The 13,395-nt window shown below is 63.7% G+C and carries 16 protein-coding genes, 1 riboswitch and 1 other annotated feature; of the genes, 10 read left to right on the forward strand and 6 right to left on the reverse strand.

The annotated features are described in order from the left end of the window. The first annotated feature begins 158 nt into the window (after positions 1-158). Positions 159-2,660: a membrane-bound PQQ-dependent dehydrogenase, glucose/quinate/shikimate family gene (locus NCS03_RS24315; RefSeq protein WP_250529968.1), complete on the forward strand. Its 2,502-nt coding sequence runs from the start codon at positions 159-161 to the stop codon at positions 2,658-2,660. A gap of 41 nt (positions 2,661-2,701) precedes the next feature. Here NCS03_RS24315 and NCS03_RS31185 read toward each other — a convergent pair whose 3' ends face one another. After that, entirely contained in the window at positions 2,702-2,824 is a 123-nt protein-coding gene (locus tag NCS03_RS31185; RefSeq protein WP_268811544.1) for a hypothetical protein, read from the reverse strand. Between the two features lie 128 nt (positions 2,825-2,952). Here NCS03_RS31185 and NCS03_RS24320 point away from each other — a divergent pair, with 128 nt between their 5' ends. Together NCS03_RS24320 and mntP are read left to right on the forward strand one after the other, a co-directional pair. After that, on the forward strand, positions 2,953-4,653 hold the full coding sequence (locus tag NCS03_RS24320; RefSeq protein ID WP_008347413.1) for an outer membrane protein assembly factor BamB family protein: 1,701 nt from the start codon (positions 2,953-2,955) through the stop codon (positions 4,651-4,653). 100 nt (positions 4,654-4,753) lie between these two features. After that, positions 4,754-4,920, forward strand: a riboswitch (yybP-ykoY riboswitch). Between the two features lie 8 nt (positions 4,921-4,928). Continuing rightward, positions 4,929-5,498, forward strand: a complete 570-nt coding sequence (mntP, locus tag NCS03_RS24325; protein WP_250529969.1) for a manganese efflux pump MntP — start codon at positions 4,929-4,931, stop codon at positions 5,496-5,498. Here the strand turns inward: mntP and NCS03_RS24330 are convergent. After that, positions 5,464-5,895: a DUF6632 domain-containing protein gene (locus NCS03_RS24330; protein WP_250437054.1), complete on the reverse strand. Its 432-nt coding sequence runs from the start codon at positions 5,893-5,895 to the stop codon at positions 5,464-5,466. The two genes, mntP and NCS03_RS24330, sit on opposite strands and share 35 nt — an antisense overlap. Positions 5,896-6,069: 174 nt before the next feature. Here NCS03_RS24330 and alr point away from each other — a divergent pair, with 174 nt between their 5' ends. Then, positions 6,070-7,173, forward strand: a complete 1,104-nt coding sequence (gene alr / locus NCS03_RS24335) for an alanine racemase (protein ID WP_250460181.1) — start codon at positions 6,070-6,072, stop codon at positions 7,171-7,173. A 31-nt stretch (positions 7,174-7,204) separates the two neighbouring features. Here alr and pdxR read toward each other — a convergent pair whose 3' ends face one another. Continuing rightward, positions 7,205-8,662: a MocR-like pyridoxine biosynthesis transcription factor PdxR gene (pdxR, locus tag NCS03_RS24340; RefSeq protein WP_250529970.1), complete on the reverse strand. Its 1,458-nt coding sequence runs from the start codon at positions 8,660-8,662 to the stop codon at positions 7,205-7,207. Positions 8,663-8,748: 86 nt separating this feature from the next. On the opposite strand from pdxR, the gene NCS03_RS24345 reads away from it, so the two are divergent. Continuing rightward, positions 8,749-9,375 (forward strand): FMN-binding negative transcriptional regulator, encoded by a 627-nt coding sequence (locus NCS03_RS24345; protein WP_250437057.1) that lies wholly within the window; start codon positions 8,749-8,751, stop codon positions 9,373-9,375. A gap of 3 nt (positions 9,376-9,378) precedes the next feature. Continuing rightward, the gene (locus tag NCS03_RS24350) at positions 9,379-10,002 is read left to right on the forward strand and encodes a LysE family translocator (protein WP_250503520.1); all 624 of its coding nucleotides are present in this window, start codon (positions 9,379-9,381) and stop codon (positions 10,000-10,002) included. A 56-nt stretch (positions 10,003-10,058) separates the two neighbouring features. Here NCS03_RS24350 and NCS03_RS24355 read toward each other — a convergent pair whose 3' ends face one another. The 3 genes from NCS03_RS24355 to NCS03_RS31190 all read right to left on the reverse strand — a co-directional run bounded on the left by NCS03_RS24355 (position 10,059) and on the right by NCS03_RS31190 (position 11,057). Then, positions 10,059-10,319, reverse strand: coding sequence for a PAAR domain-containing protein (locus NCS03_RS24355; protein WP_175981964.1), 261 nt, complete (start codon positions 10,317-10,319; stop codon positions 10,059-10,061). A 16-nt stretch (positions 10,320-10,335) separates the two neighbouring features. After that, the gene (locus tag NCS03_RS24360) at positions 10,336-10,650 is read right to left on the reverse strand and encodes a hypothetical protein (protein ID WP_250529971.1); all 315 of its coding nucleotides are present in this window, start codon (positions 10,648-10,650) and stop codon (positions 10,336-10,338) included. A gap of 149 nt (positions 10,651-10,799) precedes the next feature. After that, entirely contained in the window at positions 10,800-11,057 is a 258-nt protein-coding gene (locus NCS03_RS31190) for an RHS repeat-associated core domain-containing protein (RefSeq protein WP_350029369.1), read from the reverse strand. Between the two features lie 228 nt (positions 11,058-11,285). On the opposite strand from NCS03_RS31190, the gene NCS03_RS24365 reads away from it, so the two are divergent. The 4 genes from NCS03_RS24365 (at position 11,286) to NCS03_RS24380 (ending at position 13,391) form a co-directional block, all read left to right on the forward strand. After that, positions 11,286-11,507 carry a helix-turn-helix transcriptional regulator gene (locus NCS03_RS24365; RefSeq protein WP_250529972.1) on the forward strand — a complete coding sequence of 74 codons (222 nt, stop codon included), beginning with the start codon at positions 11,286-11,288 and terminating at the stop codon, positions 11,505-11,507. 288 nt (positions 11,508-11,795) lie between these two features. Next, entirely contained in the window at positions 11,796-11,978 is a 183-nt protein-coding gene (locus tag NCS03_RS24370) for a SymE family type I addiction module toxin (RefSeq protein WP_250529973.1), read from the forward strand. A gap of 56 nt (positions 11,979-12,034) precedes the next feature. Beyond that, positions 12,035-13,272 (forward strand): IS3 family transposase gene (locus NCS03_RS24375; protein WP_250529974.1). Its coding sequence is split into 2 segments (ribosomal slippage): positions 12,035-12,326 and positions 12,326-13,272, totalling 1,239 coding nucleotides; the frame shifts between segments, so codons are not numbered across the junction. Continuing rightward, positions 12,316-12,432, forward strand: a sequence feature (AL1L pseudoknot). Its footprint overlaps the gene before it by 117 nt. Continuing rightward, on the forward strand, positions 13,269-13,391 hold the full coding sequence (locus NCS03_RS24380; protein WP_250529975.1) for a SymE family type I addiction module toxin: 123 nt from the start codon (positions 13,269-13,271) through the stop codon (positions 13,389-13,391). The genes NCS03_RS24375 and NCS03_RS24380 overlap by 4 nt, the downstream gene beginning before the upstream one ends. The last annotated feature ends 4 nt before the right edge of the window (positions 13,392-13,395 follow it).

The following is a 13,395-nucleotide window of genomic DNA, read 5'->3' on the forward strand; positions in this document are numbered from 1 at the left end:
TTTAAGCTTCATTCGGCAAGTCATCCGTCAGCACGCCTCGCACGCGCCCGTTCCCCGCCGAACGGCACAGCGATTGCTCCGTTCCTCCACGCGACAGCGTCCGAACCTCGACCGCGCGACGGCCGTGTTCCGCCTTTCATCGTCACGGAGGATTCAGCATGGCTGGCAACGGCAGACTCAGTCCGCTCACGTTCTTTACGGCCATTGTGTTTATCGTCATCGGCGTGTTGCTGGCGGCGGGCGGAGCGTATCTCGTTGCGCTCAAAGGATCGTGGTACTACGTGATCGCGGGTGCGGCCATCCTGCTGACCGGGCTCTTGTTGTTGATCCGGCGGCGCTCCGCATTGCTGCTTTTCGCGCTGTTCCTGTTCGCCTCGACGATCTGGGCCGTCGTCGAAGTGCGTTTCGATTTCTGGCAACTGATGCCGCGCCTGTGGATCTGGCTGCTGCTCGCGATCTGGCTGCTGATTCCGTTCGTGCATCGCGGCGCGTTGTTCGGGCCGCCTTCGACATCGCGCGCCGCGCGCACGCCGCTCGCCGCCGCGATCATCCTCACGCTGCTGCTCGGCGTCGGCACCTGGTTCAATCATCCGCACGACCGGCCGGGGCGCATCGACGTGAACGTCGCCGCCGACGCCAATCAGCCCGATGCCAACGCCGCGACCGGCCGCGCGCCGGGCGACTGGGTCGACTATGGCGGCTCGCCGCTCGCGCAGCGTTACGCGCCGCTCGCCCGGATCACGCCGGATAACGCGCATCGGCTGAAGGTGGCGTGGACGTATCGCACCGGCGACATGCCCGGCCCCGACGATCCGACCGAAACCACCGACGAGAACACGCCGCTCAAGGTCGGCGACACGATTTTCCTGTGCACGCCGCATAGCAAGGCGATCGCGCTCGATGCCGCGAGCGGCAAGGAAAAGTGGCGTTTCGATCCGCAGATTCAGAGTCCGATCGGGTTCAAGCATTGGGAGCACATGACTTGCCGGGGCGTCGCTTATTACGATGCGTCGATGCATCCGATGCCCGCTGCCGCCGCGCCCGAAGCCAGCGCGCCCGCCGAAGCCGATGCGGCCTCCGCGCCTGCCGACGCATCCGCGCCCACGGAAGCGTCCGCGCCCGTGCAGACGCCCGCGCAAACCACGGCGCAGGCCGAATGTCCGCATCGCCTGTTCCTTCCGACCGCCGACGCCCGCCTGATCGCGCTCGACGCGGACACCGGCAAGCCGTGCGCGAGCTTCGGAAAGAACGGTTCAATCGATTTGCGCGCGAATATCGGGCCGTTCACGCCGGGCGGCTATTACTCGACCTCGCCGCCGGCGGTGTTCCGCAATCTCGTGATCGTCGGCGGTCATGTGACCGACAACGAATCGAACAACGAGCCGTCGGGCGTGATCCGCGCGTTCGACGTCAATGACGGCCATCTCGTCTGGAACTGGGATCCAGGCAATCCGGACGCCACCGAACCGATCGCGGCGGGCGGCACTTATGTGCGCAATTCGCCGAACATGTGGTCGATGTTCAGCGTCGACGAAAAGCGCGGCATGATTTTTCTGCCGATGGGCAACCAGACGCCCGATCAGTGGGGCGGCGAGCGCACGCCACAGGCCGAGAAGTTCGGCGCGGGCGTCGTCGCGCTCGATGCCGCGACGGGCAAGCTGCGCTGGAACTATCAGTTCACGCATCACGATCTGTGGGATATGGATGTGGGCGGGCAGCCGACGCTCGTCGATCTGCAGACGGCGCAGGGCACGCAGCCGGCGCTGATCGCATCGACGAAGCAGGGCAGCATCTACGTGCTGAATCGCGAAACCGGCCAGCCGATCGTGCCGATCAGCGAAGTCGCCGTGCCGGGCGGCGCGGCGAAAGGCGATCACACCGCGCCGACGCAGGCCGTTTCCGCGCTCAACTTCAACCCGCCGCGCGTGACGGAGGCGGACATGTGGGGCACGACGCCGTTCGATCAGCTTTGGTGCCGCATCAAGTTCAGGAGCCTGCGCTACGACGGGCCGTACACGCCGCCGTCGGAGCAGGGGTCGCTCGTGTTTCCGGGTAACTTCGGCGTATTCGACTGGGGCGGGATTTCCGTCGATCCGGTGCGGCAGATTCTGATCGCGAATCCGGACTACATGGCGTTCACGTCGAAGCTGATTCCGCGTGACAAGATTCCCGAGGACAACGGCGAGAAGAAAGGCAGCGAAACGAGCGGCATCAAGCTCGCGCGCGGTACGCCGTTCGGCTTTGAGATCAGCGCGTTTCTTTCACCGCTCGGGATTCCGTGCCAGGCGCCGCCGTGGGGCTACATCGCGGGCGTCGATCTGCGCACGCAGAAGATTGCGTGGATGCACAAGAACGGCACCATCGTCGACAGCGCGCCGCTGCCGATTCCGATGCCGCTCGGCGTGCCGAGCCTCGGCGGGACGATCGTGACGGCGGGCGGCGTGGCGTTCCTGACGGGCACGCTCGATCAATACGTGCGCGCCTACGACGTGCGCGACGGCAAGAAGCTGTGGGAGGCGCGTCTGCCGGCGGGCGGTCAGGCCACGCCGATGAGCTACGCCGATGCAAGCGGCAAGCAATATGTGCTCGTGACGGCGGGCGGTCATGGCTCGCTCGGCACGAAGGCGGGCGATTATGTAATTGCCTATACGTTGCAGTGAATGCGAAAAAAAGCGCGGGAATTTTCTCCCGCGCCTGCACGTTACGTCCGGCGATAAGCCTCGGCCATGAGCGCGCTGACCTTCGCGCGCGCGCTCAGCGCATTGCGGACGGCGGCGACGATGAAGGAAACGAGGGCGATCGGCGTGGCAGCGATGATTCCCATGATGAACTCCGTACTGGGGTAACTAACTAGGTAATAACCCTAGGTTAGCACATTATGACGCATTGCAACAAATATCTTTCGGGGAATTGACCGTACGCAAAGGCGAAACGCTCTGAAGGAGCATCCACATGAAGACGCACTTTCCGGCTCGTATCGCGGCGATCGGCGCCGTTGTGCTCATCGCGGCGATCGTCGTCGCGTGCAGTGGCGGTTCCGGCGATAGCGCCACTTCGTCTGCGGCGAGCGGCGGCGCGCCAGCGGCGGCATCGAGCCCGTCGGGGGCATCGAGCCCGGCGGGGGCATCGGCGCCTCTGGCTGCGGTGTCGAAAGATGTCGTCACCTGGCACAACGACATCGCGCGCACCGGACAGCAACTCGCGGAAACCGTCCTCACGCCGGCGAACGTCAATCAGCGTACTTTCGGCAAGCTCGCGCTCTTTTCCGTCGATGGCGCCGTCGACGCGCAGCCGCTCTTTCTGGCGGGCGTACCGATCGCGGGCGGCACGCGCAACGTGCTCTACGTCGCGACGGAAAACGCCAGCGTCTACGCTTTCGACGCCGACAGCGGCGCGGTGCTGTGGAAAGTCTCGACGCTCGGCAGCGGCGAGTCGCCGAGCGACGACCACAACTGTCATCAGATCACGCCGACAATCGGTGTCACGGCGACGCCGGTCATCGACCGGACGCGCGGCCCGAATGGCGCGATGTATGTCGTCGGCATGTCGAAGGATGCGTCGGGCGCGTATCACCAGCGCATTCACGCGCTCGATGTCGCGACGGGCGCCGAGCTCTTCAACGGCCCCACCGAAATCCGGGCGACGTATCCGGGCAACGGCGCGGGCAGCCAGAACGGCACGCTGACGTTCGATCCCGGCCAGTACGCCGAGCGCGCGGCGTTGCTGCTGCTGAACGGCGTCGTCTACACGGCGTGGACTTCGCATTGCGACTTCATGCCGTACACCGGCTGGGTCATGGGCTACGACGCCGCGACCCTGCAACAGGCGAGCGTGCTGAACCTCACGCCGAACGGCCAGATGGGCTCGATCTGGATGAGCGGCGCGGGCCTTGCATCGGACGGCCAGGCGATCTTTTTCCTCGACGCCAACGGCACCTTCGATCCGACGCAAAACGCGCAGGAGATGCCGATCAACGGCAACTTCGGCAACGGTTTTTTGCGGCTGGAAACGTCGCCGCTCAGGGTGCAGGACTATTTCGAGCCGTCGAACACGGTGCAGGAGTCGAACGAGGACGAAGATCTCGGTTCCGGCGGCGCGATGGTGCTGCCGGACTTCACCGATGCGGGCGGCACGGTCCGGCATCTGGCGATCGGCGCGGGCAAGAACTCGACGATCTACGTCGTGAACCGCTTCTCGATGGGCAAGTTCGATTCGAACGCGGACCACATCTATCAGGAACTCGTCGGCCAGATTCGCGGGGCGATGTTCGGCGCGCCCGCGTATTTCAACAACACGGTCTATTTCGGCGCGGTCGGCGACAGCATTCGGGCGTTCGCGGTCAGCAACGCGTTGCTTTCGGCGACGTCGACGAGTCAGACGTCGAATGCGTTCGGCTTCCCCGGCGCGACGCCGAGCATTTCCGCGAACGGCACGGCGAACGGCATTCTATGGGCGGCGGAGAACGGCGCGACAGGCGCGCTGCGCGCCTACGACGCGGCCAATCTCGCGCGCCAGCTCTACAGCAGCAACGACGCCGGCACGCGCGACCAGTTCGGTGCGGGCAACAAGTTCATCACGCCGATGATCGCGAACGGCAAGGTGTATGTCGGCACGAAGAACGGCGTCGCCGTGTTCGGGCTGTTGTCGAAATAGGATCGGCGCGCGAACGCGGCGCCGGGCGTGACGCCGCGAGCGCGCCGCAACTAGCCGAAACGCCGTGGAACGGTCGCGAAGTCATGTTAAGCTCTCGGTTCTTCGCTGGGGAGTAGCCGGCTTTCCTGCACAGGGAAAGCGCTCATGTCAACACGCTCGGTCGTTCAGGCCGTGGCATGAGCAGCCATCAAAGGTTGGCAAGACCATCGACAGGATTCGCGACCGGTCGGGCGCGCGTCCTGTCGTTCCATCTTGCCCGACCAGAGCGCTACTCGATGAATCTCGCCTCCACAATTTTTCTAGCCTTCGCCATGTCCACCGACGCGTTCGCCGCAGCCGTCGGCAAGGGCGCGACTCTGCATAAGCCGCGCATCGCGGAAGCGTTGAAGACCGGCGTGATCTTTGGCGTGATCGAAGCCCTGACGCCGCTCGTCGGCTGGGCGCTCGGCAGGGCGGCCGCGCAGTATGTCACCGCGTGGGATCACTGGATCGCGTTCGGCCTGCTCTTCCTGCTCGGCGCGCGCATGATCCGCGAAGGTTTCAGCAGCGTGAGCCACGAAGCGGAAAAGCCCAGTTCGCATTCGTTCTGGGTGTTGGCGCTCACCGGTTTCGCGACCAGCATCGACGCGATGGCGGTCGGCGCGGGCCTCGCGTTCATCGATGTCGATATCTTCTCGACGGCCGCGACCATCGGTTTCGCGACGATGCTGATGGTGACGATCGGCGTGATGGTCGGCCGGCTCGTCGGCGCGACGATCGGCAAGCGGGCGGAAATCGTCGGCGGGCTGGTTCTGATCGGCGTCGGCAGCGTCATTCTGGCCGAGCATCTCGGCCATCTCGGCTGAGGATGCGCGCCTTGCCGCCGCGCGGCGTGAGAATCGCGAGCACGGCGGCGACGATGAAAAGCGCGGGCACGTCGCCCGCCAGATGACCGAGGTGGCGCCCCGCGCCGCCGAACGACTGCACGGCCATGATCGCGCCGTGCACGACGCTCGACCACACCGTGAACCAGATGAGGCTCAGATGCCTCATCGGCTCGCGCGATGCGATCAGCAGGAAAACGCCGAGCGTCGCGTAGATGCCGACGATCATCATCGCGTATTCCGAATGGCCTTCGTGGCCGGCATCCCACGCCCATCCTGAAGGCCAGAGCAGCATGAGCGGATAGAAGGCGAAGAGCGCGATCAGCCCGACGACGGCGAGCACGATGCGCAGGCAGGCGAGGCGACGGGCGTCGTTCATGGCGGCTCCTTGGCGGCGCGACATGAGCGACAAGATACCGCGAAGCGCACCGCGAAAGCCATCGATGGCGGCAGGCGTTTCCACCAAAAATCGGCGCAAATAAAATAACAACGACTGCCATTAGGCCGATACGATTCATCATTCCACTGCCTTCAACCACAAATCCAGCACGTCATGCCACGTCCGATTTCCGCGCGCATCCATCTCGACGCCATCCGACAGAATCTTCAACTTGTCAAACGCACGGCGCCGTCGTCGCGCGTGTGGTCCGTCATCAAGGCGAATGCTTATGGTCACGGCATCGAGCGCATTTATCCGGCGCTCGCTGAAGCCGACGGCATCGCGCTGCTCGATCTCGATGAAGCCGTCCGCGTGCGCGAGCTCGGCTGGAAAAAGCCGATTCTTTTGCTCGAAGGCGTTTTCGAGCCCGCGGATGTCGAAACGGCGGATCGTCACCGGCTCACGGTCACGGTGCATTGCGACGAGCAGCTGGCGTTGCTGAAGGCGGCGCGGCCGAACGAGCGCATCGATATACAGTTGAAGATGAACTCGGGCATGAACCGGCTCGGCTATCGGCCGGGCGAATTCGTCGCGGCTTGGAAAAGGGCGTCGGATATCGCGGCGATCGGCTCGATCGGCCTGATGAGTCACTTCGCGAACGCCGACGAAGGCGCGATCGACTGGCAGATAGACGAATTCGAAGCGGCCACGCGCGATCTTCCCGGCACGCGCTCGCTGTCGAATTCGGCGGCGGTGCTGTGGCATCCGCGCGCGCATCGCGACTGGGTGCGGCCGGGCACGATCCTCTACGGCGCCTCGCCGACGGGCTGCGCGCGCCACATCGAGCATTTCCCGTTGCGCGCGGCGATGACGCTCGAGAGCCGCATCATCGGCGTGCAGACGCTCGCGGCGGGCGAGACGATCGGCTATGGCCGCACTTTCACCGCGGATCGCGCGATGAAGATCGGCGTGGTCGCATGCGGCTACGCGGACGGCTATCCGCGTCACGCGCCGACGGGCACGCCCGTCATCGTCGATGGCGTGCGTACGCGCATCGTCGGACGCGTGTCGATGGACATGCTCACCGTCGATCTCACGCCGTGTCCGGCTGCGGGCATCGGATCGCCGGTGGAACTATGGGGCGAACGCGTCCGGGTCGATGAAGTGGCCGAACCGTCCGGCACGATCGGCTACGAGTTGATGTGCGCGCTCGCGCGGCGCGTGCCCGTCGCCATCGACGCGGGCGTTTCGAATCGGGCAGAAGCGCATTCGGCATGACGCTCACGATGACGCGTCTCGAAGGCAGTGCTTACGTTCGAAAATGCGCGATCACATCGGCGAGGATTTCGATGCCTTTGCGGATCTGCTCGACCGGCACGCTCGCATAGCCGAGGATGAGCCCGGCCGTCCGGTTCGACGTGCCGCCGCACGGCGCGACATGAAGCGGCGACACCGGATAGACGCCCACGCCCTTCGCATGCGCGGCGGCGACGAGCGCGGCTTCGTGCGCCGCGTCGATGAAGGGCAGCCACAGCGTGACGTGCAATCCGGCAGCCGTGCCCGTCGCGTGCGCGCGCTTCGGAAGAAGATCGGCGATGGCGTCGAGCAAGGCCGCGCGCCGCCGTTCGTATTCGCGCCGCACGCGCCGCACGTGACGCTCATACGCGCCGCTTTCGATTAGCGCCGCGAGCACGCGCTGATCGATGACGGCCGAATGACGATCCGCGAGCCGCTTCGCCTGACGGAACGCCGGCACGAGATCGTGCGGCAGGATCATGTAGCCGAGCCGCAGATGCGGCGAAAGCGCCTTCGAAAACGTGCCGATGTAGATCACGCGGCCATTCGTATCGATCGATTGCAAGGCGTCGATCGGGCGCTGGCCGTATCGGAACTCGCCGTCGTAATCGTCTTCGATGATCCACGCGTCGTGCCGTTGCGCCCATTCGAGCAATTCGAGACGGCGGCCGATCGGCAGCACGCCGCCCAGCGGAAACTGGTGCGATGGCGTCACGTAGGCGAGCCGCGCGCGTCCATCGGCGGGAAGGCGGCGCGTATCGAGACCGTGTTCGTCGACGGGCACCGGCAGCGCCACGCCGCCCGATGCCTCGAAGCAATGCCGCGCGATCAGATAGCCGGGATCTTCGAATGCGAAGGCGTCGCCGGGATCGAGCAGCAGGCGCGCGCAAAGATCGAGCGCCTGCTGCGTGCCGTTCACGACGACGATCTGATCGCTATCGCAGACGAGCCCGCGCGCGCGGCCGAGATACGCCTGCAACGCGCGCCTGAGCGACGCGTCGCCTTCGGGCGCGACGTAATAGAGGCTGTCCGGTTGATGCAGCAGTTCGGCTTGATACGCGCGTTTCCAGATCAACGAAGGAAAGTCGCGCGCGGACACTGCGCCGTACAGGAAGTTGATGCTGCCTTTCGTCACTTGCGCGAGAACGGGCATCGGCAGTGTGGAAACGCGCCGGCCATAGACGGAAAGCGCGGGCGCGGTGCGTTCGGCGCGCGCGGGATTCGGCGGCGCGAGCGGCATCGGCGGCGTGGCGACTCGCGCCACGCGTCCCGCCGACGTGACGAGAAAGCCCTCCGCCGCGAGCTGTTCGTACGCTGCCGTGACGGTCGTGCGCGAGACGCCGAGATCGGCCGCCAGCGCGCGCGTCGAAGGTGCGGGAGCGCCGGCGGGCAACGTGCCATCGGCGATCTGGGCGCGCAGCAGATCGTAAATGCGCCGTCCGGTGCCGATGGCGTCTTTCAACTGGACCATGAAAATTGCTCGAAACTGGATCTTCTTATTGTGCCTGTTTCGGGCGATAGTGACGGGGCTCCGCCACTTTCCATCGGGCATCCAGGATGTATATTCCGCCGCATTTCGCCGAGACTCGCCCTGAAGAGCTGCATCGGATCATTCGTGCGCATCCGCTCGGAATGCTGGTGACGCACGACGCCGCCGGTCTCGACGCCAATCACATTCCGTTCGAATTCGATCCGGCGCAGGGCGAGCATGGCTTGCTGACGGCGCACGTCGCGCGCGCCAACGACGTGTGGCAGCGTTGCCCGGGCGGCACGCCCGTCATGGTGATTTTTCGCGGCGCGGAGGGTTATGTCTCGCCGAACTGGTATCCGAGCAAGCATGAGACGCATCGGCAAGTGCCGACGTGGAACTACGAAGTCGTGCACGCGCACGGCGTGCTCACCGTGCGCGACGACGAGCAGTTCGTGCGCGGTCTCGTCGCGCGTCTGACGCGGCGGCACGAGGCGAACGAGCCGAAGCCGTGGAAGATGGGCGATTCCGAGCGCGAATTCATCGATGGGATGCTGCGGAATATCGTGGGCATCGAAATCGCGGTGACGTCGCTTGTCGGCAAGTCGAAGCTGAGTCAGAACAAGGAAACGCGCGATCGGATCGGTGCGGCGGATGCGCTCGACGCGCGGGGGAAAGGGGAGCTGGCGCGGGTGATGGTGCGGGCGGGAGACTAGTTCATGGCTTTTATTGCTTTTCTGATCGCGGCGATCGTTCTCGCCATTACGCCCGGTCCGGGCCTCGCGTATGTCGTGGCTCGCACTGTCGCTGGTGGTCGTTCCGAAGGCATGGCGTCGTGTCTCGGCACGGCGGTGGGCGGTCTCGTCCATGTGGCCGCGGCGGCGCTCGGGCTATCCCTGTTGATCGCGCGCTCGGCGACGCTCTTTAGCGTCGTGAAGTACGTCGGCGCGGCGTATCTGATTTATCTGGGCGTTCGGCTTCTGTTTCGCGAAGGCGAAGCGGGCGGCGTCGCGCCGGTTGCATCGCACGGTGCGCGGCGTGCGTTTCGCGAAGGCGTCCTGGTCGAAGCGCTCAACGTCAAGACGGCGCTGTTTTTTCTCGCCTTTCTTCCGCAGTTCGTTTCGCCGGGGCATGCGCTGATTCCGCAACTGGCGATGCTCGGGAGCATTTGCGTCGTGCTTAATACGCTTGTCGACGTGGGCGCGGTGCTCGCCGCTTCGCGTCTGCTGAAGTCGAGCGCCGCACGCGTCGCCCGCGCGAGGATGCTCACGCGGACCTCGGGCGTCGTCATGCTGGCATTGGGTGGATATCTCGCGTTTGCGCGGAGGGCGATCCCGAGTTAGGGAACCGGCCTCACGCGATTATCTGTTGCTCGCATGACCTTCCCTGAAGAGGGCTTCTAATCAATACTGCCGTGACTTTCGACGGCAAGCACACGGCTGCCGCAGGCGGTCAGATGCCCATCCAGCGCGACGCCATTGCCGTTCGTGTCGATCAACATATCGGAACACTGAATGATCGGGTTCGTGCCGTGTTCGGGGCATGTCACCAAGTCGCCCATTCTCGCGACCCCGCGGCCCTTGATGTCCATCGTGTCGGAGCCCGTGATGATGCGGCCGCCGTGGGTGGTCGCGTCGCCTACGCATGCTATTGAAGTCATTTTGGTTATCGTGCGGTTAGAATTTTTTCCAGATCGGTTCAGCGCTTGCGCCGGACAATTCGAAAATGAAGAATTTCACCGCGTCGAAATAGTCGGTGAATATGCAAGCATTGAACGAGGCGCCTCGCTCGTCGACGCATACGACCCAGTAACCATCTTCCTCGGACAGGCGCAACTCTCCAAACCCGATATGCGGGTCGTCACCTAAGCGGTAGGAATCACGCCTGATACCGCGAGCGCCAAGTTCAGCGGCGATGGCGTCGAGTAGCCTTTGCTGGTCGATGCCTTGACCAACATGAATCTCGTACGCCTTCTTGAGATGAATATCCATCGATCAACTCCTTTGTTCATCGTCGTCTCAAGAAGGCCCGTAGCTTTTGCTCGACGCTAACGACATGTTCACCCACGGCAAGACCGCCGGGCAGACATGTATCTTACGGACGCTCCGTCCTTCTGGCATGTTTCCATTGTCGAGTCTCTCTAGCGGCCTTCGATGATTCTTCGATTGCGACGATTCGATTCGTCTACCTTGACTTGAATATCCCGATCGGCGGCAACGGCGTTGAGTCCGCCCGCAAGGTCAATCAGGTCCTTCGATATGAATCTGCCCGTCGCCGGATCATCGTACCGATGCCGGTTGTAATGAAGCCCCGTCTGACTTCGCCTGGACACAAACTCCTCGCGGGCAGGCCGCAGTCCCTTATCCAGCAAGCCGTCCAGCTCGACGAGCTCATGCACGAGAGAATTATTTTTGTAGACGCGATTCTAGACGCTCATCGGTAGCCCGAACTATGCGACTCGTCCGAGTAACGCTTGCTCGTTACCCGCAGTGGCTGACGGCGGCCGCAGGCCGACCGCAGACGCGGCGGAACTTGGCCGAAGCACACCGATGCGCCACGTTCGCGCAAGTCTTCGCCCACCGCGCCCGAATCCGTCACGGCCGCGCAGCGCCCGAAGGGCTTGGTCTTGACGGTCATCGGTTCACCACGCTCGTTTTTCGTCGCTCTTGGCGCGCGGATGGCGCAGTTCCGCGAAGCTAGCGACATCACGCAAACGCAAATCGCCGAAGCCCTTGGACTGACTCAGCAAAGCCACGCCTCTTACGTGACCGGGCGCAGACGCATTCCCGTTTCGACGCTTCCGAGCACGGCGCGCTTGTTGTCACTTTCGCTGGAGGATGCGTTCTGAGAAACCGAGACTTCGCCGCACAAGCGCGGCACCATGCCCAAGTGGCCGAAACTCATCGAAGCCCTCGCGCAACGACCACGCGCCAAGCAGCAGTTCGTCGCGCAGTTGCTCGAAACCGAACTCGCGCAAGCTCAGTAGTAGAGAGGAAAGAGATGTAGCGCGGTACACGAAGCGCGGGCCGGGAGTGCGTCAACACTCGTGGCCCGCTGACCACCAACCAACTCGCTAACGGAGTTGATCATTGCTGACGCGAATCTTAAAGCACGTCCACACGTTACGGAACGCTTCGTGACCGTTCAGCAGTCGCAGCGCGAGAGCCGCTCTACCAAACCCTACTGGCAGCGAACCGAGCCGCCGTGTTTTCCGCGGCTCAAACTCGCCGGACGATGGATCGAGCAGGCAGGATTTCAGGCAGGGCGGCGCGTGAGAATCAATGTTGAACACGGGCGGCTCACCATTACCGCCGAGTAGACGATCTGAACCGCACCGGATTTTGTGGAGGCTCCCACTCTTGAGACAATGGAGCCATGAACAAGAAGGCAACCAAGTTTTCCCCAGAGGTTCACGAGCGTGCAGTACGTTTAGTGCGCGAGCAGCGTAGCGAACATCCGTCGATGTGGGCAGCGGTCGAGTCGATTGCGCCGATGATCGGGTGCACGCCGCAGACGCTGCACGAATGGATCAAGCGTGATCAGGTTGACCAGGGCGAGCGCGATGGCGTGACGACTGACGAACGCGAACGGCTGAAGGCCCTGGAGCGCGAGGTCAAGGAACTGCGTCGTGCCAACGAGATCCTCAAGGTTGCGAGCGCGTTTTTCGCCCAGGCGGAACTCGGCCGCCGTTTCAAATCCTGAAGGCGTTCGTCGATCAGCATCGCGACACCTTCGGGGTCGAGCCGATCTGCAAGGTCTTGCGGATCGCCCCGTCGGGCTACCGACACCATGCGGCACAGCTTCGCGATCCATCCAGACGCTGCGTCCGCGCGAAACGCGATGAGATTCTGCAACCGGAGGTCAGGCGTGTCTGGCAGGCCAACATGCAGGTCTATGGCGTGCCGAAGGTCTGGAAGCAGATGAACCGCGAGGGCATTGTGGTCGCGCGCGCCACGGTCAGTCGGCTGATGAAGCTGCAAGGTCTGCGTGGTGCGGTTCGCGGCAAGCGGATTCGCACCACGATCGCCCACAAGAGCGCACGGCGCCCGCTTGACCGGGTCAACCGGCAATTCAAGGCGCAGCGGCCGAATCAGCTCTGGGTGTCGGACTTCACGTACGTTTCGACGTGGCAAGGCTGGCTTTACGTGGCGTTCGTGATCGACGTATTCGCCCGCCGTATTGTTGGTTGGCGCGTCAGTTCGTCGATGACCACGGACTTCGTTCTTGATGCGCTTGAACAGGCGTTGTACGCGCGCCAACCAGGCGCCGACGGGACCTTGATACATCACTCCGATAGGGGGTCTCAATACGTCAGCATTCGCTACAGCGAACATTTGGCCGAGGCCAGTATCAAGCCGCCCGTCGGCAGCCGTGGCGACAGCTACGATAACGCGCTGGCTGAAACGATCAACGGCCTGTACAAGACGGAACTGATTCATCGGCGCGCCCCATGGAAGACAAGGGAATCTGTCGAACTGGCAACTCTCGAATGGGTCGCCTGGTACAACCATTGTCGGCTCATGGAACCGCTCGGCTACATCCCGCCCGTCGAGGCTGAGGCAAACTACTACAGGCAACTCAGAAATGCCGCTGACGTGCCTGCATTAACTTGAACCAACCGGCCTCCACGATTCCCGGTGCGGTTCAATGGATCGAGCAGGCAGGATTCACAGCAGGGCAGCGCGTAAGGATCAACGTTGAACAGGGGCGGCTCACTATTACCGCCGAGTAGAACA

Source organism: Caballeronia sp. ATUFL_F1_KS4A, from assembly GCF_023630905.1.
Classification (GTDB): Bacteria; Pseudomonadota; Gammaproteobacteria; order Burkholderiales; family Burkholderiaceae; genus Caballeronia; species Caballeronia zhejiangensis.